This window comes from Salegentibacter salinarum, assembly GCF_900168115.1.
GTDB lineage: Bacteria > Bacteroidota > Bacteroidia > Flavobacteriales > Flavobacteriaceae > Salegentibacter > Salegentibacter salinarum.
Map to the genome: position 1 here is coordinate 1 of NZ_FUZC01000002.1, position 21,978 is coordinate 21,978.

21 protein-coding genes are annotated in these 21,978 nt (G+C 37.4%); 16 read left to right on the top strand and 5 right to left on the bottom strand.

All coding sequences use genetic code 11. The features are described 5' to 3' along the window. The first annotated feature begins 503 nt into the window (after nt 1-503). The gene (locus B5X53_RS02815; RefSeq protein ID WP_079711731.1) at nt 504-1,190 is read left to right on the top strand and encodes an outer membrane beta-barrel protein; all 687 of its coding nucleotides are present in this window, start codon (nt 504-506) and stop codon (nt 1,188-1,190) included. 136 nt (nt 1,191-1,326) lie between these two features. Beyond that, nucleotides 1,327-2,013 (top strand): MCP four helix bundle domain-containing protein, encoded by a 687-nt coding sequence (locus B5X53_RS02820; protein WP_157822088.1) that lies wholly within the window; start codon nt 1,327-1,329, stop codon nt 2,011-2,013. Between the two features lie 83 nt (nt 2,014-2,096). Here the strand turns inward: B5X53_RS02820 and katG are convergent, their stop codons facing one another. Beyond that, nucleotides 2,097-4,352, bottom strand: coding sequence for a catalase/peroxidase HPI (katG, locus tag B5X53_RS02825; protein ID WP_079711733.1), 2,256 nt, complete (start codon nt 4,350-4,352; stop codon nt 2,097-2,099). A 316-nt stretch (nt 4,353-4,668) separates the two neighbouring features. Between katG and B5X53_RS02830 the strand changes: the two genes are divergently transcribed. The 14 genes from B5X53_RS02830 (at nt 4,669) to B5X53_RS02890 (ending at nt 17,086) form a co-directional block, all read left to right on the top strand. Beyond that, a complete protein-coding gene (locus B5X53_RS02830) occupies nt 4,669-5,211 on the top strand; it encodes a lipid-binding SYLF domain-containing protein (protein ID WP_079711734.1) in 543 nt (180 codons plus the stop codon). Between the two features lie 264 nt (nt 5,212-5,475). After that, a complete protein-coding gene (locus B5X53_RS02835) occupies nt 5,476-6,576 on the top strand; it encodes a sensor histidine kinase (protein WP_079711735.1) in 1,101 nt (366 codons plus the stop codon). 1 nt (nt 6,577) lies between these two features. Continuing rightward, the gene (locus B5X53_RS02840) at nt 6,578-7,897 is read left to right on the top strand and encodes a sigma-54-dependent transcriptional regulator (protein WP_079711736.1); all 1,320 of its coding nucleotides are present in this window, start codon (nt 6,578-6,580) and stop codon (nt 7,895-7,897) included. A gap of 170 nt (nt 7,898-8,067) precedes the next feature. Then, on the top strand, nt 8,068-8,232 hold the full coding sequence (locus B5X53_RS18995) for a hypothetical protein (RefSeq protein ID WP_157822089.1): 165 nt from the start codon (nt 8,068-8,070) through the stop codon (nt 8,230-8,232). A 12-nt stretch (nt 8,233-8,244) separates the two neighbouring features. After that, nucleotides 8,245-9,525, top strand: coding sequence for a Glu/Leu/Phe/Val family dehydrogenase (locus tag B5X53_RS02845; protein WP_079711737.1), 1,281 nt, complete (start codon nt 8,245-8,247; stop codon nt 9,523-9,525). Nucleotides 9,526-9,542: 17 nt separating this feature from the next. Further along, complete coding sequence (locus B5X53_RS02850) at nt 9,543-9,956, top strand: GreA/GreB family elongation factor (protein ID WP_079711738.1); 414 nt, start codon at nt 9,543-9,545, stop codon at nt 9,954-9,956. 6 nt (nt 9,957-9,962) lie between these two features. Next, nucleotides 9,963-10,379, top strand: a complete 417-nt coding sequence (locus tag B5X53_RS02855; RefSeq protein WP_079711739.1) for a hypothetical protein — start codon at nt 9,963-9,965, stop codon at nt 10,377-10,379. A gap of 292 nt (nt 10,380-10,671) precedes the next feature. Further along, nucleotides 10,672-11,187 (top strand): c-type cytochrome, encoded by a 516-nt coding sequence (locus B5X53_RS02860; protein WP_079711740.1) that lies wholly within the window; start codon nt 10,672-10,674, stop codon nt 11,185-11,187. Nucleotides 11,188-11,254: 67 nt separating this feature from the next. Continuing rightward, entirely contained in the window at nt 11,255-13,222 is a 1,968-nt protein-coding gene (gene nosZ, locus B5X53_RS02865; protein ID WP_079712070.1) for a Sec-dependent nitrous-oxide reductase, read from the top strand. Between the two features lie 126 nt (nt 13,223-13,348). Beyond that, complete coding sequence (locus tag B5X53_RS02870) at nt 13,349-13,963, top strand: hypothetical protein (protein ID WP_079711741.1); 615 nt, start codon at nt 13,349-13,351, stop codon at nt 13,961-13,963. After that, on the top strand, nt 13,963-14,367 hold the full coding sequence (locus tag B5X53_RS02875; RefSeq protein WP_079711742.1) for a nitrous oxide reductase accessory protein NosL: 405 nt from the start codon (nt 13,963-13,965) through the stop codon (nt 14,365-14,367). The genes B5X53_RS02870 and B5X53_RS02875 overlap by 1 nt, the downstream gene beginning before the upstream one ends. A gap of 6 nt (nt 14,368-14,373) precedes the next feature. After that, entirely contained in the window at nt 14,374-15,609 is a 1,236-nt protein-coding gene (locus B5X53_RS02880) for a nitrous oxide reductase family maturation protein NosD (protein WP_079711743.1), read from the top strand. Beyond that, on the top strand, nt 15,603-16,298 hold the full coding sequence (locus B5X53_RS02885) for an ABC transporter ATP-binding protein (protein WP_079711744.1): 696 nt from the start codon (nt 15,603-15,605) through the stop codon (nt 16,296-16,298). Before B5X53_RS02880 ends, B5X53_RS02885 begins: the two co-directional genes overlap by 7 nt. A 5-nt stretch (nt 16,299-16,303) precedes the next feature. Then, nucleotides 16,304-17,086 (top strand): ABC transporter permease, encoded by a 783-nt coding sequence (locus B5X53_RS02890; RefSeq protein ID WP_079711745.1) that lies wholly within the window; start codon nt 16,304-16,306, stop codon nt 17,084-17,086. Nucleotides 17,087-17,092: 6 nt separating this feature from the next. Here B5X53_RS02890 and B5X53_RS02895 read toward each other — a convergent pair whose 3' ends face one another. The 4 genes from B5X53_RS02895 to B5X53_RS02910 form a co-directional block, all read right to left on the bottom strand. Continuing rightward, on the bottom strand, nt 17,093-17,689 hold the full coding sequence (locus tag B5X53_RS02895; RefSeq protein ID WP_079711746.1) for a Crp/Fnr family transcriptional regulator: 597 nt from the start codon (nt 17,687-17,689) through the stop codon (nt 17,093-17,095). Nucleotides 17,690-17,851: 162 nt separating this feature from the next. Next, on the bottom strand, nt 17,852-19,078 hold the full coding sequence (locus tag B5X53_RS02900) for a hypothetical protein (RefSeq protein ID WP_232764090.1): 1,227 nt from the start codon (nt 19,076-19,078) through the stop codon (nt 17,852-17,854). A 276-nt stretch (nt 19,079-19,354) separates the two neighbouring features. Further along, nucleotides 19,355-20,077, bottom strand: a complete 723-nt coding sequence (gene ric, locus B5X53_RS02905) for an iron-sulfur cluster repair di-iron protein (RefSeq protein WP_079711747.1) — start codon at nt 20,075-20,077, stop codon at nt 19,355-19,357. Nucleotides 20,078-20,309: 232 nt separating this feature from the next. Next, complete coding sequence (locus B5X53_RS02910) at nt 20,310-21,737, bottom strand: exonuclease domain-containing protein (RefSeq protein WP_079711748.1); 1,428 nt, start codon at nt 21,735-21,737, stop codon at nt 20,310-20,312. Between the last annotated feature and the right edge of the window lie 241 nt (nt 21,738-21,978).

Below are 21,978 nucleotides of genomic sequence, written 5' to 3' on the forward strand. Positions count from 1 at the left end.
CATAGATCGCTGGTACCGTCGACGTCTAAGGATGTGTATCTGGAAACAATGGAAACGCATCCGCACGAAAGGAAAGATGCTTATCAAGCTTGGCCTGAACAAGTGGAAAGCGTGGGAATATGCCAACACGAGGAAAAGCTACTGGCATACAGCTAACAGCTTTATCCTCAAAAGGACTATTACCATCCACAGACTGAGACAGGCTGGTTACACTTCTCTTCTGGACTATTACCTTAAAGTTAGAACGTAAATTAGGGAACCGCCCAGTACGGAACCGTATGCTGGGTGGTGTGGGAGGACAGGTAGGGAAATAATCCTTACCTTTCTACCCGATCTGATTATTTTAAGTACTTTAATTTGTATTAACGGGCGCAGAAATATATTATATAACAGATATATACGCAATTGAATTTTTATGCGTTAAAAAGAAACCGGGAACTCTATTATTATTTTAGATAATTGATATATTTACCCGCAAGAACAGACCTACTAAATTTATTTTTATGAACAGATATTTTTTAATGATTATTATTAGCATTTTTTGCGTGTCTTTTACTCAGGCTCAGGAGTATAGTTTTGGCGTTAAAGGTGGTGGTAATTACGTTATGGGAGGGGAATTAACCGGACTTGATTCTGGTGAAGGTTTTAATTCTGATACTTTTAATGCCGAAGCACAGTTTGGATTTCATGCGGGAATATTTTTTGAATTAAATTTTGGTAAATTTTTCGTTCGTCCCGAAGTAATCTATAATTCTATGGAAACTGAATTTCCTTTTCCGGATCAAAATTCTACCTATGCCGTAGAAAAATTAAGTATTCCCCTATTATTTGGTTACAACGTATGGGGACCTGTAGATGTGTACGCTGGGCCTGCGTACCAGAATATAATGAATGCCACTCTTGAAGGAACTGAACCCATAAATCAAACAATTGTAGCACAAAATACTCCGCTAGCTGCTCAGGCCGGAATTAAGGTTGGATTTGGAAGGTTTGAAATTGATTTTAGGTATGATAGGAGTTTAGCTTCAGCGGAAACTCAGTCTATTGACATTAATAATGGAGATTACGGGGTTAATCGAGCTGAATTCACCGATACAAGATTAAACCAATTCTTAGTAAGCCTTAGTTTTAAAATAGGCGATAGTGAATCTAATACCGGACGAAGAAGAGGTGGAGGATGTTATTTCTAACCGAAAAGTAAAAAGTAAATAAGGAGCCTTAATTGTTAATTTTTCAATTAAGGCTTTTTTTATGAGCATAATCATAAAATAAATGGCTTAAAATCATTAAATTGATAGGTATATTTGCATGCTTAAATTTATCGAAATGAAAGACCTCTATTCCATAAAGCCGAAAAAACGCAAACGTCTTATCTTATTGTTAAGTGCTTTTTTTGCACTATTGTTAATCACAGAAATTATTGAGAAAAGAAGTTTGAAAAGCATAGACCAGGATATTTCCTCCCTTTATCAGGACCGACTTCTGCCTGCTTCTCAAATTTATGAACTTTCTGAAATTCTCCATGAGAAAAGAATGCTATTTGAGGACATTAAAGATAATGGGGAGTATAATGCAGCCTTCAATTTAATGGAAATTAAGGCCTATAATTCTCAAGTTGACCAGGTTTTAAAAGATTATGGTAAGACCTATTTAGTAGAGCGCGAGGAAGTTTATTTTCAAGATTTCCAGAAGCATTATGAAGAGTACCTGGTTTTAGAAAACACTATTCTAGAAAATTTAAAGGAAGAAGATTTTACTACTGCTATCTACCTAATTAATAAAAATGCAACCGACTATTTTAAAATCTTAAACGTCGATTTGCATAATATTGCCAGCATTCAACCGGAAATTGGGGAGCAATTAATGGCTCATTATAAAACCAGTTCGGGAATAACTTCGTTACTCTACTATTTCAAAATAGCATTAACCATTTTAATAGGTATTTTTGTATTGCGCCTTTTAGGTTTAGAAAAGCTACTGCGCCAACCCAAACAACAATTTGAGCTGAATTAACTTTTTAAAGTTAGCAAAGGTTTCAAAAAATAAACCCCATAATTACAGATTATGGGGTTAAATAATTACCAGTTTTTTAGGTATCAAACATCAAAACGATCTAAGTTCATAACCTTGTCCCAGGCCTTTACAAAGTCTTTTACAAACTTTTCCTGTGAGTCTTCACACCCGTACACTTCGGCTAAAGCACGCAGTTCAGAATTTGATCCAAAAATAAGATCTACTCTTGTTCCTGTCCATTTCACACTGTTTGTTGTACGATCGCTTCCTTCAAATTCTGTTTGAGCATCTGATGTTGCTTTCCAGGTAGTTCGCATATCCAGAATATTCTTGAAAAAATCGTTGGTTAGCTGTCCCGGGCGATCTGTGAAAACACCATGTTTAGAACCATCAAAGTTTGTATTTAATACACGCATCCCGCCAACTAACACAGTCATTTCTGGCGGAGTTAAGCTTAATAATTGAGCTTTATCTACCAGCATTTCTTCCGCTGAAGCTGAAATATTATCCCGGTTTCTGGCATAATTTCGGAACCCGTCAGCATTTGGTTCTAATGGCTCAAAGGCTTCTACATCGGTTTTCTCTGCCGTGGCATCGGTACGTCCCGGTGTAAACGGAACTCCAATATCAAAACCGGCATCTGCAGCAGCTTTCTTAATAGCCACGCAACCTCCAAGGACAATAAGATCTGCAAGGGAAACCTTTTTGTTTCCGGTTTGCGCATCATTAAATTCTTTTTGAATATTTTCAAGCTTGGTGATTACCTGTTGCAATTGTGGCGGATTGTTAACCTCCCAGTGTCTTTGTGGTTCGAGCCTAATACGAGCACCATTTGCACCACCTCTTTTATCTGAATTTCTAAAAGTAGAGGCCGATCCCCAGGCGGTAGATACCAACTGTGATACCGTTAAACCTGAATCAAGAATTTTTTTCTTAAGTTGAGCTACGTCTTTATCGTTAATTATTTCGTGATCTACCTTTGGTACTGGATCTTGCCAAATAAGCTCTTCTGACGGAACTTCAGGGCCTAAATAGCGCGAAAGTGGTCCCATATCACGGTGGGTTAATTTATACCAGGCTTTAGAAAATGCTTCTGCAAATTCTTCAGGATTTTCGTAAAAATTTCTTGAAATCTTCTCGTATGCAGGATCTTCCTTTAAAGATAAATCGGTGGTAAGCATAAAGGGAGCATGACTTTTGGAAGGATCATGGGCATCTGGAATTGTACCGGCTCCGGCATCACCTTTTGGTTTCCACTGGTAAGCGCCACCCGGTCCTTTAATACATTCCCAGTCATATTTAAAAAGATTGTCAAAGAAGCTATTGCTCCATTTAGTCGGTGTATTGGTCCAGGCACCTTCAATTCCACTGGTTATGGTATCCCCAGCATTTCCTTTTCCCATACTGTTTTTCCAGCCAAGTCCCATTTCTTCAATAGCACTTCCTGCAGGTTCTGCACCTACATATTGCTCGGCGTCTCCCGCACCGTGGGTTTTTCCAAAGGTATGACCGCCGGCTATTAACGCTACTGTTTCGTAATCGTTCATCGCCATTCGACCAAAAGTTTCGCGAATATCTTTGGCTGCTGCAACGGGATCTGGATTTCCGTTAGGACCTTCCGGATTTACGTAGATAAGACCCATATGGGAAGCTCCTAAAGGGCTTTCCAATTCGTTATTTTCAGAATATCTTTCTTTATTTCCCAGCCATTCACCTTCAGAACCCCAGTAGATATCTTCTTCCGGTTCCCAAATATCTTCACGGCCACCACCAAATCCAAAGGTTTCTAATCCCATAGATTCCAGGGCACAGTTCCCGGTAAGAATCATAAGATCTGCCCAGGAAATTTTTCTTCCATATTTTTGTTTAATTGGCCACAATAAAAGGCGGGCTTTATCTAAGTTGGCATTATCTGGCCAACTGTTTAAAGGAGCAAACCGCTGTGAACCTGAGCTGGCACCCCCACGCCCATCGCCAATACGGTAGGTTCCCGCACTGTGCCAGGCCATGCGTATAAAGAAAGGACCATAATGCCCATAATCGGCCGGCCACCATTCCTGGGAATCTTCCATAAGCTCAAAAATATCTTTTTTTACAGCTTTTAGATCCAGGCTTTTAAATTCTTCAGCATAATTAAAATCTTCGTCCATAGGAGTGGACAAATTAGAGTGTTGTCTTAAAATTGACAGGTTTAATTGGTTAGGCCACCAGTCACGGTTAGAGGTTCCGCTACCGGCAGTTTTATCAAGTGCGCCACCCATAAACGGGCAACGACTGGATTCGTTTACTTCCCATACCTTGTGATTATCGGGATGGTTTCTGTGATCGTTTTTTTCCATAATTTGGAGAGTTTTAAAGGATTAATAGCTTAAAATTACTATAATTATTTTTTATGGAAATTTATTATTCATATTAAATAACTATGGTGATTAAGTAAAAACTATAATATAGTAAAAATGGCGCACACTTTTAATCATAAAAATGACCTTAGCCCTTAGGACCCCGCTTCATTTTATATTATTTCAGGCTAATTTGATTGTGTTTTCTTTAACTATTTGTGCTAAAAAGCTAATGTTAAGCAAAATAACAGTCGATTAACAATTTTTCTTTATTTGAATAACTAATTTCATAAGGAAACCAAAAAATAATGAAGAAATGAAAGCACTAACCAACAATTTTTACAAACCAGTATTTGTAATAGTACTTTTGCTTTTTGCAAGTTGCGGAAGTATGCAGAATACTGAAGACGATCTAAGAAGTGATGCTACTGATGCCAGAAATGAAATAAGGCAGAATCATACTAACGCGGCGGAGATGCTAGATAACTCTGCGGGTTATGCTATTTTCCCAAATGTAGGTAAAGGAGCCTATGTAATTGGGGGAGCTTCCGGTAATGGTGTTGTTTATCAGGGCAATAACATTATAGGATATGCAGACCTTAAACAAGTAGATATTGGCTTACAGGCAGGAGGAAAGGCTTTTATTGAAGTTCTATTCTTTGAAACCGATGCCGATCTGGAAAGATTTAAAGAGGGTGATTACGAGCTTTCTGCAAATGCATCTGCCGTAATTCTAGATAAAGGAGCTTCACGGGATATTGATTTCCAAGATGGAGTAGCCGTAGTAACCATTCCTAAAGGTGGTGCAATGGCTGGAGTTTCCGTTGGAGGTCAGCGATTTTCCTTCCAACCTAGATAGAATATAATTATTTACAGTTTTGAAAGCGGCTCTAAGAGCCGCTTTTTTTGTTTTTACTCGATAATCGAGATTTAAATATTCCAAGGTTTATCTTGAAAATTTGAACAATATTTATCAATGAATGCCTCGTGAGTTTGCTCCGCGGTAGTTTACTCCTTAAAATTAATGTTTAAAAAGTATTTTGATATATACTTAAGTCAAAACCTACCTAAATTCACTTAGCTTAAGAAATCCCCTTATCTTTGCTGAAAGAATCCTTTTAAAATGGCGCCTGAAAGTATTTCTGTAGAAGAGAAGTTGCAAGAGCGAATTAAAGAACTCTCCTGTCTTTATCAGGTTTCATCGGCTATTAGAGAGTTTGAAGGTTCTTATGAAGTTACTTTAGAATCTATTGTGCAAATTCTTAAAAGTGCCTGGCGTTTTCCAGAGCTGGCAACCGTAGAGATACGGTGCGAATCTTATCATTTAAGCTCTAACCCAATTCCAAAGGAAGGCTACTCTCAAAAAAGCATCATCAAAATTTCTAAAAATGAAATAGGTTTTATAAAAGTACATTACCCGGCTGCAGATTTATCTAAAGCGCATTTTCTGGTAGAAGAACAGCGACTTTTAGATAAAATTGCCGATGAGATTGCGCTGTTTTTTGAACGTCAAAATATTAAGGTTCAGGAAGAACATTTAAAACAAACTGCCGCAAGAAATGATCGGCTTGCCATTTTAGGAGAAATTACCGCGGGTATAGCTCACGAGCTGAATACTCCCCTTGGTAATATTTTAGGTTTTGCCGAATTTATTGAAGAAAAGACTGCTGAAAAACAAACTAAACGAGATGCGCAAAAAATCCTAAATTCTGCGATTTATTCCAGGGAAGTAGTAAAAAAACTTATGTTTTTCTCCTGTGATATGCCTCAGGATATTAAAAAGATTAAGGTAAAACCCATAATTACCCAGGCACTGTCGCTTTTAAAACCTAATTTCAAAAAAGCTAATATTCGGTTTAAATTTAATATTCAGGATCCCGTTTTAAAAGCCCAGGTAGATCCTATACAGTTAACCCAGGTGTTTTTTAACCTGGTAATAAATGCCATTTATTATTCCCCGGAAAATTCACAAATTGTTATTTCTATTTATAGTAATGAAAGTCATTATACTATTGAAATTGCCGATGAAGGCAAAGGAATTGATCATAAAGTAAAAGATAAAATATTTGAACCTTTTTATACTACAAAACCCCTGGGAGAAGGCTCCGGGCTGGGATTAAGCGTGGTACATGGCATTATTAAAAGTCATAAAGGAGAAATTAGCATTGCCAGTAACATTCCAAAAGGAACTATCTTTAAAATTAAATTACCATTGAACTTCTAATATGTCTATACGCAAAGAAAACTTACTTATAGTAGATGACGATTACGATATGCTGGAAGTACTGGACCGCCATCTAAAACAGGAGAATTACCATAATTACAAGGCTGGTTCGGTGATGGAAGCGATAGATATTTTAAAGCACAGCAGTATAGATTTATTGATAACCGATTTACAAATGCCGGGAATGAACGGGATGGAATTGGTTAAATATGTAGACGATCATTATCCTGAAATTCCAAAACTTGTAATTACCGGCTATCCTTCTATAGATAATGCTCTAACAGCAATAAAGTCTGGGGCGTTAGATTATTTGCCTAAACCTTTTACGAAATCTGAATTACTTACTTCAGTTAAAAAATCTTTAGTAAACCGGCCTTCAACTCAAAAATCAACCGCTACGAAAGAAATTAGAACCAATTACGGTGGAATGGTGGGCTCTTCAGCAAAATTTGAAGAGTTGGTTGATATTATTGAAAGGGTGAAAAATAACCGCGCTACAATTTTGATAAGAGGGGAGAGCGGTACCGGGAAAGAACTTGTGGCAAGGGCAATTCATTACAAAGGTTCTTTTGCACAAAATCCATTTATCGCGGTAAATTGTGGCGCTATTCCCGAGAATTTACTGGAATCAGAATTATTCGGATCTACCAAAGGTGCCTATACCGGCGCTTCAGAAACCCGGGAAGGTTACTTCCAGGCGGCTAATGGTGGTACTATTTTTTTAGATGAAATAGGAACGGCTTCACTGGCGGTTCAGGTTAGATTGTTGCGGGTGCTTCAGGAAAAAGAAATAAGGAAACTGGGGGGCAGAAATTCAGAAAAAATCCAGGTTCGGGTTATTGCCGCTACAAATAGTGATTTACGGGAAATGGTAGAAAAAGGAACTTTTCGAGAAGATCTTTATTATCGTTTAAATGTGGTAGATATTCTTACACCGCCGTTGCGGGAACGTAAAGAAGATATTCTACCGCTTGCCAAAACCTTTCTGGATAAATATCAGCGGGATTATGGAAAAACCGGTTTAAAATTATCTGAGAAGACCCTTGAAATTTTAAAACGTTACAATTGGCCGGGGAATATTCGGGAGTTAGAAAACGTAATTCAACGGGCTATAATTATGAGTGAAGATGAAATTCTTCCGCAGGACTTACCTGCGTCGGTAAAATACCAGGTTCCGGCTGTAGATGATGAATTAGTTGCCTTAAAAGAGGTAGAAAAAAAACATATTTTAAAAGTTCTTGCCGCGGTAGATCAAAATAAATCTAAAGCTGCAGAAATCCTTCAAATAGACCGCAAAACCTTACGGGAAAAAATTAAATAATCGCCGGGTAATTATCTCCCACCCGGGTAATTTCTTTCCATCAGGGAAAATAAGAAGAATTCTCTCATTCTTTATTGTTATCTGATAATCAACAAATTAAAATAATCATTCTCTTTTTTTAATTTTTTGGGCACAGCTTTAGCTTTAGTGTATTCCAAAATACAGATTCTATGAATATAGTTGAAATGGAAAGACCGGCAGTTGTAGAAGAAACTGAGAAAGAACTGGAGCAGGCAGGTAGCGAACTCTTTAAAACGCTTTGTTTTAATTGCGATTTAAGGCACCACTGCAGCTGGAAAGATAACAGAAAAATGTATTGTGAACATTTTCAATAAAATTATAAAAGAATGATAGCAACAAAGTCAATGCCCAAACAAAGTATGTATGATACGGTTATAAAGCAGTTTAATAAAACGGCCGATATCATCGATTTAAATCCGAATATTAAAAAAATACTTGAAATTACCAATAATGAGATTGTGGTACACTTTCCCGTAAAAATGGATAACGGCAAAGTAGAAATTTTCACCGGTTACAGGGTTCAGCATAATAATGCGCTGGGACCATATAAAGGTGGATTACGTTACCACCCAACGGTAGATGTAGATGCTGCCAAAGCCCTTGCTATGTGGATGACTTGGAAAACTTCTTTAGCAGGTTTACCTTATGGCGGAGCAAAAGGAGGAATCCAGATAGATCCCAGGAATTATTCTGATGGAGAACTGGAGCGAATTACCCGTAGGTTTACATATGCATTAGGTGAAAATATAGGTCCGGAACATGATATTCCCGCACCAGATGTGAATACCAATGCGCAAACTATGGCGTGGATTGCAGATACCTATATGTCAACAATTTCTACTTCAGAACGTTCGCAAAACCAACATGTAGTAACCGGAAAACCGGTTGGTTCAGGTGGTTTGGAAGGCCGTGACCGTGCTACCGGTTTTGGGGTGTATTTAACCACTAAAGAACTTGTAAAATCTCGTGGAGAATCTTTAAAAGATAAAACTTTTATTGTACAGGGATTTGGAAATGTAGGTTATTGGGCTTCAAAATTCTTGATTGCCGATGGTGCAAAAATGCTTGCGGTACAAGATGCGCACGCCACATTATATAATGAGGAAGGAATTTCAGTAGAAAAATTATTTGAACATTCAAGTCCAAGAAAAGGTTCTATCCAAGGCTTTACTGATGCGGAAGAAATGAATCCTGAGGATTTTTTTGGCCTGGAATGCGATATTTTAATTCCGGCCGCACTTGGTAACCAGATTACCGGCGAGAATGCTTTCAAAATAAAGGCTTCAATAGTTGCTGAAGGCGCTAATGGGCCTACAAACGAAGAAGGTGAAGCGATTTTGTTAGAAAAAGGAATCACTATTATTCCCGATATTCTATGTAATTCAGGAGGAGTTATTGGTAGTTATTTTGAATGGCTACAGAACCGAAATGGTGAATTATGGGAGCTTGATGAAGTAATGCAGAAATTAGAGAAAAAACTGCTTCAGGTGTTTAAAAAAGTTGAAAAAGAAGTTGAAGAACGAAAAACCGACTGGCGAACTGCTGCTTATATCCTGGCTATTTCCAGGATTGAGACTGCTTATAACCAGCGAGGTATTTTTCCTTAATTAATTGTTGTGAAGAAATGAAATATGATGTCATTATAATTGAAAAGGTAGAGTATGAGCTTTTAAAACGAATAGTTTCCATGGCGCAATATTATAAAGATAGTACCTATCGTGCGTCTATAGAAAAGCTAAAGAACGAACTTGATTTTGCTAAAATTGTGAGTGAAAAGAATATGCCCGAAGATGTGGTGAGATTCAACTCTAAAGTCGAAATTTCTACTCCTTTTGGTGTAAATAGAACATACCAGATTGTCACTCCAGATCATAGCAATATTAAAGAAAATAAGATTTCTATTCTTGCCCCCATGGGTCTGGCCTTATTTGGGTATGCCCAGGGAGACAAGGTAGAATGGGAATTCCCTACCGGTAAGAACGCTGTTAATATTATAAAAGTAGAACAGATGGCAAGGGAAATGAAAATGCAAAAATAAAGGAAGATGATGGAAAAATTTCAGGAACATCATAATGATGAGGAAATACAAATTTTAAGTATCCAATCTGAATCAGAAGACTGGGAGGAACACCTGATATATATTAGTGAGGAAATTAATTTCTTCAGCAATATTTTAAAATCAGGCTTAAAAGAAACTATAGAGGTGGAGATAAACCGGGAAGATGCTTCGTACCTAAAGAAGCAACTTGATTTGTTAAACAAAGCCAATGAGTTTCATTTAACCACCTTCTTTGATTATAAAAATAAGCTAGAAGGATTAAAAGAATGTGACGATGTACAGTGTGAAAACTTTTATTTAAAAGATCACCTTGTTTTTAAAAATACACTTCGAAAACATTTTAAAGACTTCAGACAGCTTAAAATTTTAATATTTAAATTCTTAAAAGTTAGTTTCAACTAGTTTTTAAATTTGACTGTGTTTGGTTGACTAATGTGGGGCGGTTTTTAACCGCCCCTTTTTTGTTTTAAAAATTCAACAACAGGCCACATCTACTTCAGAATAAGAACTTTCTTATTTGATTAGTTTTTTTCTCAAAAATATTAATCAAAATACTACTCGAAAAGTTTTTTAAGTGATTAAAAATCAACAAAATAAACCAATTACTTCAATTAATCCCCTTCCTTATGATTGGGGTCATAAAATAAGATTGACTTCTCGGGTAATTTTACCATCGAAATCAAAATCTATAACTATGAAATTAATTGTAAGAATAGGATTGGCTCTAGCCCTTGTATTTTCTTTTGCGGCTTGTGGCGATTCTGAAAAAGAGGAAAAAGAAAACCTTCGCTTAGATGATTACTCTTCAAAACCACAAGAAAAAGAAACTGAAACCACAGAAGATGAGGGAGATTCCGAAGACGATTTGTCTAATAAAGGAATTGGTCCAATAAAATCTATGGATTTACCAGAGAGCATTGACTCAGATATGGCAGCTAATGGAGCCAGTATCTTCAAAAATATGTGTTCTGCCTGCCACAAAATGGATAAGAAATTTGTAGGCCCGGCAATAGAAGGTGTAACCGAAAGACGCTCCCCGGAGTGGATTATGAACATGATTCTTAATCCCGAAGAAATGATTAAAAAAGATCCTATCGCTAAAAGGTTAATGGTAGAGTCTAATATGGCAATAATGGCCGATCAGGGACTTGAAGAAGATCAAGCCAGGGCTATTGTAGAGTATTTTAGACAATATGATGCCGAAAACTGATAGTGCTCATGGAAGCTTGAAAATAAACACCTTAGTTTTGAATCACATTCAATTAATATCTAATCAGATGAAAAAAATCACAAATTTTATTGCCGTTTTTGCACTTGCCGCCATCTTTACTTCCTGTAACCAGAATGACGAAGGAGAGAAATCTGGTGCTATGGCTTCCAGTGCTGCAGAAAAAGTTTATGTTAGCCCTGGAGAACATGACGAATACTATGCTTTCCTTTCTGGAGGGTACAGTGGAAACCTAACTGTTTATGGGCTTCCATCAGGAAGAATGCTAAAAGAAATTCCTGTATTTTCTCAGTTTCCTACCAATGGTTATGGTTATTCTGAAGAAACAAAAGATATGCTAAAAACCTCCTTTGGAATGGTTCCTTGGGGAGATTCTCACCACCCCGATATTTCCCAAACAAACGGGGAAATAGATGGTAGGTGGATTTTTATTAACGAAAATAACACCCCAAGAATTGCCAGAATTAGCCTGGAAACTTTTGAAACCGAAGAGATTATTGAAATCCCGCACAGTGCGGGTAACCACTCATCTTCTTATGTGACCGAGAACACCGAATATGTGGTGGCCGGTACACGATTTTCAGTGCCTTATCCACAACGGGATATGCCTATAGATGAAATGAAAGGAAATTTCAAAGGCCCTCTTACTTTTATCGCAGTAGACGATGACGGACATATGGAAATTGATTTTCAAGTAGATATGCCTGGCTTTAATTATGACCTTTCTCACCCAGGTCGTGGGGAATCTCACGGTTGGTTCTTCTTTACCACTTACAATACAGAAGAGTCACATACTATGCAGGAAGTAAATGCTTCGCAAAACGATAAGGATTTCATCGCTGCAGTAAACTGGAAAAAAATAAGCGAATATGTAGAAAATGGAGGCGGGGAGATTATGGATGCCGAGTATGTTCATAATGTTTTTGACCACGATACTCAAACTACTATTTCTACCACTAAAAACGAGGTGCTTAAAGTAGATCCTCGTGATATACCCGGTGCAGTATTTTTTATGCCAACTCCAAAATCTCCTCACGGTTGTGACGTAGATCCTTCAGGAGAATATATTATTGGAAATGGAAAACTATCCAGTGACCTTACTGTGCATTCATTTAGTAAAATGCTTGATGCTATTGACAATGAAGAATTTGATGGTGATGCTTACGGGATTCCAGTCCTTAAATTTGAGTCTACCTTAGCCGGAACCGTTAAAGACGCAGGTTTAGGTCCATTGCATACCGAATTTGATGATAAAGGAAACGCTTATACCACATTCTTTATCTCTTCTGAAGTAGTTAAATGGAAAGTAGGTTCCTGGGAAGTTTTAGACAGACAACCAAGTTACTATTCTGTTGGTCACTTAATGATTTCCGGAGGGAATTCAAGAAAACCAGATGGAAAATATATGATTTCCTTAAACAAAATTACCAAAGACAGATACTTACCAACCGGTCCTGAGTTAGAACATTCTGCCCAGTTGTTTGATATTTCTGGTGATAAAATGGAATTATTACTCGATTTCCCAACACACGGTGAGCCGCACTATGCTGCTGCTATTAAAGCTGATAAAATAAAGGAAAATTCTAAAAAGATTTACAGACTTGATGAGAATAATCACAAATACGCCGCTCTTAATGAAGGTGAAACTAAAATGGTTCGCGAAGGTAATGAAGTACACGTGTATATGACAACGGTAAGAAGTCACTTTGCTCCAGATAACTTAGAAGGTATTCACGTAGGCGATAAAGTTTATTTCCACGTAACCAATTTAGAGCAGGATTTTGATGTGCCGCACGGTTTCGCAGTAATTGGAGCCAATACTTCAGAGCTTTTAATTATGCCAGGACAAACAAAAACCATTACGTGGGAACCTAAGAAACCAGGTGTATGGCCATTCTATTGTACTGACTTCTGTTCTGCCCTTCACCAGGAGATGCAGGGTTATATAAGAGTTTCTGCAGAAGGAGCTAATACCCCGATGAAATGGGGCTTAGACGACGAATATACAAGTAACTAGTTAAAGGTTGTTTTAGATTGATAAGGAGGGTGGCGGCCATTTGTTTGCGCCCTCCTTTATTTTTTGAAGGTATTTAACCTAATCCTATGGATAGCTTCCCAAATCTATTTAATAATATTTAAGATTATGAAACGATCTGCAATTTTAATGATATTGGGCTCACTCCTCTTACTAGGCCTGTTTTATTTTCCTTTATGGAATATTCAACTTGGCGCACCCCAATATCCCGATCCTATGGGAATGAATATTTTTATTAGCGGGATAGAAGGTGAAGAAGAGTTTGATATTCAAAATATAGACGGGGTAAATCATTACATTGGAATGAAGAAAATTCCAACACCTGCAGAAATGTGGGAATTCCAGGTTTTCCCGATAGTAATTGGAGGAATGGCAGCCTTAGGAATGGTTATTGGCGTATTGGGCTTTTTTAGAAAAATTCACCCTTCCTGGTTTTTAGGTTGGTTTATCTTAATGCTGGTACTGGGATTACTGGGAATGTACGATTTCAACAACTGGTTGTTAGATTATGGTACCGATCTGGATCCTAAAGCCATTATAAAATTAACCGATCCAGAGGGAAATCCTATAAACTATAAGCCTCCATTATTCGGTACTCAAAAAATTCTAAACTTTACTGCTCATTCTTATCCGAGAACCGGTGCTTACCTAATGTTTGTTGGAATGACCTTAACTTTGGGAGCCTGGTGGATTCGAAAAAAAGCTTTAAAAACTATTAAATAATGAAATTTTCATTTTACATATTAGCCATAGTATTTGTTTTTTCGGCCTGTAATTTTGAGCCCGAACCAATCAATTATGGTGAAGACAATTGCCATTTTTGTCAAATGACTATTGTAGAGCAGGCTTATTCGGCACAAATGGTGACCGATAAAGGAAAACAATATAAGTATGATGCCATAGAATGTTTGGTTAATGATATGAACCAGAGAGAATACCAAACCTCCTTTCTTTTAGTATCTAATTACGATAAACCCGGTAAAATGCTTCCGGTTTCTGAAGCCGAATTTGTGCAAAATGACAGCTTAAGAAGCCCAATGGGCGCCAACCTCGCTGCTGTGAAAAAAGAGAGTCGGGATAGCGATGAACTTCAGGATTGGGAAGAATTGAAAAATAATTTTAAGTAATTTATAATGAAAGCTGTACTCTTCATCTTCCTTTCTTTTGTTAGCTTCAGCTTTTATGCCACAGAAATTACCGTCTGTGAAACCTGTGAAATCAAATCGATTAAAAAAGCGGTTGAAGTTGCTGAATCCGGGGATACAATTAGGGTGAAACCTGGAATTTATAAGGAAAATGATATTGTTATAAAAGATAAATCTATAACCATAATTGGAGACGATTTTCCGGTTATTGATGCTGAAATGCAGGGCACGGCTATTAGTATTAGCGCTGAAGCATTTAAAATTGAAGGTTTTAAGATTATCAATATTGGGAGAAGCCATACGAGCGATTTTTCTGCAATTCTAGTCAGTAATTCCACTAATTTTGAGATTAAGAATAACCGTTTTGATAATATTTTCTTCGGAATTTTAATTGAGCGATCTAATAACGGGCGCATTATTGGCAACAGGGTGACCGGTAAGGCGAAAAGCCAGGCCCATTCCGGGAATGCTATTCATCTTTGGAAAACTGAAGAAATGCATATTGAAAATAATTACCTGGAAGGCGTCCGTGACGGGATTTATCTGGAATTTACAGACGATACTGAAATTATAAACAATGTTTGTAAAAATAACCTAAGATACGGTCTGCATTTTATGTTTTCTGATGGGAATACCTATTCCGGAAATCTTTTTGAAAACAATGGAGCAGGAGTTGCGGTAATGTATTCCAAAGAAATTTTAATGTACCGCAATACTTTTAAAAATAACTGGGGAAGTGCTTCTTATGGTTTACTGCTAAAGGACATAACAGATTCTGAATTGAAACAAAATACTTTTGAAGAAAACACAGTGGGTATTAGTGCCGATAATACCAACCGGATAAATTATATAGAAAACGATTTTAAAAGTAATGGCTACGCGGTAAAAATTAGAGGTGGCTGTTATAATAACGTTTTTGAACGAAATAATTTTTTATATAATTCATTTGATCTTACCTATAACGGGCATAGTAACGAGAATACTTTTAACGGAAATTACTGGAGTAATTACTCCGGCTATGATCTTGATAAAGACAATTTTGGAGATATTCCTTACAGGCCGGTAAGTTTGTTTTCTTATTTAGTAGATAAAACGCCCGAAAGTATTGTAATGCTTAGGAGCCTGTTTATTGATCTGATTGAATTTTCAGAAAAAGTTTCTCCCATTTTTACCCCGGCCAATGTGCTGGACGAACAACCTTATATTAGAAAAATACAATGGTAACGGTAACAAATCTTCATAAACGTTTTGGTTCACAAAAAGTTTTAAACGGCCTAAACCTGGAGACCCACCTCCCGGGAATAATTGCGGTGCTTGGACCAAACGGTTCAGGAAAAACCACACTTATTAAAAGTTTACTGGGGATGGTAATTCCGCAAAAAGGAGAAATCGCTGTCAATGGCAAGGAAATTCGCCGGCAAAGTGACTATCGAAAAGAGATTGATTACCTCCCTCAAATTGCCAATTTCCCCGGTAACCTTACGGTGAAAGAATTGATCGGAATGATTAAGGATCTAAGGGGGAAACCTGCCCGGGATAAAGAACTAATTGCTTTTTTTGGTATAGAAAGTTTCCTGGATAAAAAACTAAGTAAACTCTCCGGTGGTACCCGCCAAAAGGTGAATATCGTATTGTGTTTTATGTTTGACAGTCCATTAATAATTTTAGATGAACCAACTTCAGGGCTGGATCCTGCTTCTTTAATAAAACTAAGAGAGTTATTGCAAAAAGAAAAAGCAGCCGGGAAAACAATTATTATCACTTCTCACATTATGAATTTCGTGGAAGAAACTGCCGACAGGATTTTGTTCCTTTTAGAAGGAGTAATTTACTTTAATGGTAGTATCACCGAGCTTAAAACACAAACCGGCCAGGATGATCTTGAACACGCTATTGCCCAAATTTTAACCTAAACCTTATGTTTAAAATTCTTAAATACAGTTTTTTTGATCTTTTTAGAAGTCGGTGGAGCTTTGTTTATTTCTTCTTCTACCTGTTATTGGGCTTGGTGTTATTGTTTTTAAATAACGACCTTTCTAATGCGATCATTACTTTAATGAATGTTATTATTGTTTTAGTACCGCTTATCGGGACCATCTTTGGAATTATGTATTTTTATAATTCCCGGGAATTTACCGAGCTTCTCCTGGCGCAACCCATAGCCCGAAAACATATTTTCTTAGGGCAGTATTTAGGCGTGGCAATCTCCCTGGCGCTTAGCCTCGTATTAGGACTGGGAATTCCCTTTATAATTTATGGTTTGTTTGAATCTTCAGCCATTTGGGATTTCTTTTCCTTATTGGTGGTGGGTTCTTTCCTTACTTTTATTTTTACCGCCCTTTCCTTTGGAATTGCACTTAGGTTTGAAAATAAAATTAAAGGTTTCGGGATGGCAATTTTAATGTGGTTATTCCTGGCCATTATTTATGACGGAATTTTCCTTTTGCTTTTAATGTATTTCCAGGAGTATCCTTTAGAAGATTTTGCGCTGGCTGCAAGTGTGTTAAACCCTATTGATCTAAGCCGAACTTTGATTTTACTAAAATTGGATATTTCAGCACTTTTAGGTTATACCGGTGCAGTATTTAAATCATTTTTTGGTACAACCAAAGGGAGTATAATAAGTTTTGGCGTGTTGCTGGCCTGGGTAATTTTACCGATTTGGGGAATGCTACGCCTTGCTTCAAAAAAAGATTTCTAATCGGGATTAACGATAAACTTTTCCGCTTCTAATTTTTAATTCGCCTTTTTTCTCAAGGCCTTTCATAGCTCTAATAACGGTTTCTACGCGCAGTCCGGTTAAATCAGCTATCTGTTGTCGGGTAAGGTTTACTTTAAATTTAAACTGCCCTTCAATTTGATGTACGTAGCGTTTTAAATAATCCAGGATCCTGATTATTCTATGCTCCGGATCCTGACTCGAAATTTCGGAAACCATAATCGCCTTGTAAAAAAGCCGTTCGGCCAGGGTGCGGGTGAGTTTTAGGTGGGTTTCGGGATGTTTTGTAAGCAGCTCCAGGAAATTTAATTTTGGCAGCTTTAAAACTTCAGAGGTTTTTATAGCTTCAGCATTTGCAGGATACTTTACATCGGCCAGCAAGGGTGGTTCACCAAAGGTTTGCCCGTCTGAAAACATTCCCTGGATGAATTCTTTTCCATCGGCATTATAATTATTCATCTTGATTTCTCCGGAAATTATCTGAAAAAAATTAAGCGCAATTTCTCCTTCCCTAAAAAGCTGGTCACCTTTATGATAAGTTTCCCTTGAAGCTCCAAATTCCAGTAAAATATTTTCCGCAACCATATTTTAAATTTTTAATCAAAACAAACTTATAAAAAACAAGGAGACCATACCTAAGTCAACACGCTAAAGCTAAACATTTCATTATTTATCGCTTCAATAAATTCACTCGATAATCGAGGTTCAGATGCTCCTAGGCTTGCCTCGAAAATTTAATCATGGTTCTCAATGAATGCCTCGTGAACTTGCTCCCAGGTAGTTCACACCCACAATCCATCCCACCGCTATTGGCATTAAGGCACTTACTAAAACCAGTAATAAAAAATAATTACTGAAAAATGGCAGTCCCAGCCAAAGTACCAGACCTTTGTAGAAAATAAGTATTTCAGAAATTAAGAAGCCGCTGAGGTAGAGATAAAACGCATTTTTTGGAATACGAATCAATTTTAACCAGTTTAGAAAAGCGAATAAAGCCAGGGAAACAAATCCCAGGAAAACCCAGTGTAAATACCCAATTACAAAATCGAGGTTATTAAAAGCCAGATCGGCGAAAAATGGTATGGCGCTAAGGCTTTGCATTAAAATTTTACCGACTAGCAATACCCCCGAAATCAATAAAATTCGATAATTAAATGTGCTTAATACCGATTTCAGAAGATTTTTATTCCGTAGGATAAATGCGAAAAGTTGGTAAAAAGCTATCAGGAGCAAAATCACACCGAGGCCGCCCAACAGGTAGAAGACTAATGGCGGATTGGTCCAGTAAGTAGAAAGAAAAAAACTTAAAATAACGCCTGAATTCAGCAACAGGAAAAACCGCTTGAATTCCTTTCTGCCGAAATCTAAATTTAATTTCTGAAAGAGGTAAAATAAAATTCCCAGCAGTGCTACTAAAAACCACGCATTATATTGAAAATGTAAATAGAAATATACTGAGAGTTTGTACCAAATTGAGGTGTTTCCCAGGGTACTCATAATCCCTCCCAGCGCCCAGGGGCCAATACTGGAAAATACCATATACCACAAGGATGCTTTAATTAGTTTAAAGCTTAGGGTTTTACTGTGCTTATGTGGAATGTTCCGCAGTACAAAAGCTGCGTAAAAATAGGAGCAAAAGAGAAAAAGAGTAGAAAAAATAATAGAAATGATTGCATATCCCTGGAAAGGAAAACTAAACAGCATTCCTAATAAGCTAATATTAGTAGCCAGGAAAATATAAATGTATTTTTTTGAAAGTTTTGTTTTATGAAAATATAAACCATAAATAATCCCGGTTAAAGCAAGATACACCCAACCTAATAAAGCAATATGCGAATGCGCGTGCAGAATGTATTTATAATTTCCGGGAAGGGGAGTGACGTAAAATAATCTCAAAAATATTCCCAGCAGCGCTGCCAGGAGAAAATAGGCGAGGGCGATGTTGTGATGAGTTTTTAAATCTAAACGCAGCATAGGCCGAAAGATACTAAAAAGAAAAGAAGTTAGCTTAAAAACTGAACTAGGAATGATATTACGAACGCAGTGAAGTAATCTACAATTTTAACCTGAAATCTATAGATTGTTTCTCCCCATAAATATCAGGATCGCAATGATGATTTAGCGATATCATTATAATGATTAACCCCATAACATTGCTGCTATGGGGTTTCTTCAACACAATTAAAACATTCTAAAATAAAAAACTAAATTTCACATAGGTATTGGGGATAGTCCAACGTGAAACAACCTTTAACCGTTTAAACGGCGTTCAAGCTCAATCGCCTTGGGGAAAAGTATATTATTTTCTAAATGTACGTGGTGGTGCAAGTCGGTTTCAAATTCTTCCAGTTTTGCATAAAATGCCCTGTAGGTATTGCAGGCCCATTCAGGATAATTATAATTATCGCTTAATTCTGAAATTTCTTTAAAAATGGCCCCGGCATCATCGTGCTCGGTTTCCATCATTTTAATAGGATTGTCAATTTTCCCAAATTGTGGTTGGGGTACCGGTGTGCCTTCTTCCTGGGCTCTTACCAGTTTCTTGATAAAAGGAAACAGGATAAGTTCTTCTTTCTTTAAATGAGCGCTTAATTCCTGGGCAACTTCGGTAAATAATTGCTGAATTCTTTTAAGTTCAGGTCTTTCATGGCCGTGTACTTTGGCTACACGTGCCGCATATTGAATAAGCAATGGAATATTTTCTTCTACATACTGGTGATGTACATTTATAATATGGTCGGTTAAAAAATCCAGCTTCCAGGCTTTAAAATCGTATCCGGGTGAGGTAACCGAGGCTGTGTCCTCTAATTCTTTCTCCAGCACCTCAAGGCTCACATTAGCCTTTTCCGCAGCCTGGGCTAAACTAATTCCGCCACCGCAACAAAAATCGATCCCGTGTTTTTTAAACAGGTGAGCGTTTTTAATATTTTCAGTAACATAGTCGGCTACGGTTTTTACAGTTTCGGTATTCATAATAATAGCTTTAAGTTGAACAATATTTCTTTACAAATATCTGCCTTGTCTTCTTGCTATTTTATGAGTTTGGTCATAAGCCTAATTTTTTACTCAATAATCGCAATTTAATGCGTCGGGGCTTGCTTCAAGTAGGTTACTAAAAAATCCTGATATTAATTAAAAAATTGTCAGCCGCGCTCCTGTCGGGAAGTTTTATACCAGGCTTCAACTTAAAAAGTCCCGAATTAATTTACCCAAACCATTCTTCGGTCTCGCGTTCTTCAACTTCTTCGCCTGTATTCAAGTTTAAACGGGTAATATTCTTTTTTGTATTTAAATATCGGTTCACAATTCTGTCGGCATAACTGGAATTTGTTTGCGGCACCAGGTAATCTTCAAACTGCCCGGGACCATTAAAATCATCTGAATTTTCTACGAATCCGTAGCCGGCATAGCGGCCTTTCTTGAGGTAGATAAAAGATTTTTCAGCTTTCGTTCTTCCTTTTTCTACCAGCAGGCAGGAGTTTTCATATTGCTGAATATACTCTACCGCCTCAGAAACTCGTCGGTTGTATTCCTCTTTATTAATTTCTCCTTTACACATCCCGCTGCAGTTGACTATTTTATAATGGCTGCAATGCGAAACACCGGTTTGCAACCCGCAATAACGTGGGCATAAATCAAATTCTGTGCAAATATTTTCCAGGAATTTTATAGCTTCTTCTCGGGTGTAAAATTTCATCCAGCTTACCGGTGAAACTTTGTTTTTATGAATCACAAACTGTTCGATCCCTTTTTGATTATGGTAGGAGGTAAGGGTATAAGGCCTACTCACTTTTTTCTGCGCCTTGTTGAATTCAGGGAAATGTTTTAGAATCAAAGCCGATTCCCGCAAAAGCGCCAGCAATTCACTACCGGTAAGTTCGTAGTCTATGCTGTACGTGGCCTGCATCAGCTTATATTTTCGGTTCGATTTTTCCTGAAAATGAGATTTTATCCTGCTTTTAATATTTTTAGCTTTCCCGATATAAAGCGGAATCCCATCTTTATCCTTAAAAAAATAGACTCCCGTTGAAGCGGGTAATTTTTCGAAATCTGAATTTTTGAAATTGGGCGGAAGATAAGAAGCCGCCGTTCTTTGGTTCAAAAATGCTTTAAAAACTTCATATTCGGGATCCAGGTCCAGGCAACGCTGAAAAAGTGTGACCGTGGCTTCGCAATCGCCGCGCGCCCTGTGCCTGTCTACGTGCGGAATATTAATAGACGTACAAATATTTCCCAGGCTGTAAGAAAAAAGCCCCGGAATTAGCCTCTTGGCGAGCCGTACCGTACATAGACGTTTTCGTTGAAACGACAGTTCCAAATTATTAAATTCAGCCTTAATAATATTATAATCGAAATTCACATTGTGGGCTACAAACACACAATCTTTGGTGATTTTATCAATTTCAGGAGCTATTTCAGCGAATTTTGGCGCATCGGCCACCATGTTGTCAGTGATGTTAGTAAGGGTTTCAATATATAGTGGAATCTCGGTCCCGGGATTAACTAAAGAACTGTACTCATCTATAACTTCTCCGTTTTGTACTACCAGCACACAAATTTCGGTGATCTTATTTCCCTTAATCCCGCCGCCTGTGGTCTCAATATCGGTTATGGCAAATTTCACATCTTTCATGCGGCCAAATTATAATTATTTCTGAAAGTTTAAAAGGAAAAAATACTAAATAATGGAAATATTCCTGATTTAGTTAGGTTTCGTCAAAATTAAAAGAGGTCTCGACTGCGCTCGATCTGACACGGCTTGAAAGTTTCGTGGATCGTCATTCCACTTTCCCGAAGCCTCGGCGTATTTCAGACTTTATCCCGAATTAACTTTGGGATTCTAACATGAAATAAGTATCAAGCATCTTAGATCC

Bases quoted from the DNA above. Each gene is read 5' to 3' on its own strand.
- B5X53_RS02885 (WP_079711744.1), top strand. From the start codon at position 15,603: ATGGTAACGGTAACAAATCTTCATAAACGTTTTGGTTCACAAAAAGTT.
- B5X53_RS02890 (WP_079711745.1), top strand. From the start codon at position 16,304: ATGTTTAAAATTCTTAAATACAGTTTTTTTGATCTTTTTAGAAGTCGG.
- B5X53_RS02835 (WP_079711735.1), top strand. From the start codon at position 5,476: ATGGCGCCTGAAAGTATTTCTGTAGAAGAGAAGTTGCAAGAGCGAATT.
- B5X53_RS02815 (WP_079711731.1), top strand. From the start codon at position 504: ATGAACAGATATTTTTTAATGATTATTATTAGCATTTTTTGCGTGTCT.
- B5X53_RS18995 (WP_157822089.1), top strand. From the start codon at position 8,068: ATGAATATAGTTGAAATGGAAAGACCGGCAGTTGTAGAAGAAACTGAG.
- B5X53_RS02850 (WP_079711738.1), top strand. From the start codon at position 9,543: ATGAAATATGATGTCATTATAATTGAAAAGGTAGAGTATGAGCTTTTA.
- B5X53_RS02855 (WP_079711739.1), top strand. From the start codon at position 9,963: ATGATGGAAAAATTTCAGGAACATCATAATGATGAGGAAATACAAATT.
- B5X53_RS02840 (WP_079711736.1), top strand. From the start codon at position 6,578: ATGTCTATACGCAAAGAAAACTTACTTATAGTAGATGACGATTACGAT.
- B5X53_RS02895 (WP_079711746.1), bottom strand. From the start codon at position 17,689: ATGGTTGCGGAAAATATTTTACTGGAATTTGGAGCTTCAAGGGAAACT.
- nosZ (WP_079712070.1), top strand. From the start codon at position 11,255: ATGAAAAAAATCACAAATTTTATTGCCGTTTTTGCACTTGCCGCCATC.
- B5X53_RS02860 (WP_079711740.1), top strand. From the start codon at position 10,672: ATGAAATTAATTGTAAGAATAGGATTGGCTCTAGCCCTTGTATTTTCT.
- B5X53_RS02910 (WP_079711748.1), bottom strand. From the start codon at position 21,737: ATGAAAGATGTGAAATTTGCCATAACCGATATTGAGACCACAGGCGGC.
- B5X53_RS02875 (WP_079711742.1), top strand. From the start codon at position 13,963: ATGAAATTTTCATTTTACATATTAGCCATAGTATTTGTTTTTTCGGCC.
- B5X53_RS02845 (WP_079711737.1), top strand. From the start codon at position 8,245: ATGATAGCAACAAAGTCAATGCCCAAACAAAGTATGTATGATACGGTT.
- B5X53_RS02870 (WP_079711741.1), top strand. From the start codon at position 13,349: ATGAAACGATCTGCAATTTTAATGATATTGGGCTCACTCCTCTTACTA.
- B5X53_RS02820 (WP_157822088.1), top strand. From the start codon at position 1,327: ATGAAAGACCTCTATTCCATAAAGCCGAAAAAACGCAAACGTCTTATC.
- ric (WP_079711747.1), bottom strand. From the start codon at position 20,077: ATGAATACCGAAACTGTAAAAACCGTAGCCGACTATGTTACTGAAAAT.
- B5X53_RS02880 (WP_079711743.1), top strand. From the start codon at position 14,374: ATGAAAGCTGTACTCTTCATCTTCCTTTCTTTTGTTAGCTTCAGCTTT.
- katG (WP_079711733.1), bottom strand. From the start codon at position 4,352: ATGGAAAAAAACGATCACAGAAACCATCCCGATAATCACAAGGTATGG.
- B5X53_RS02900 (WP_232764090.1), bottom strand. From the start codon at position 19,078: ATGCTGCGTTTAGATTTAAAAACTCATCACAACATCGCCCTCGCCTAT.
- B5X53_RS02830 (WP_079711734.1), top strand. From the start codon at position 4,669: ATGAAAGCACTAACCAACAATTTTTACAAACCAGTATTTGTAATAGTA.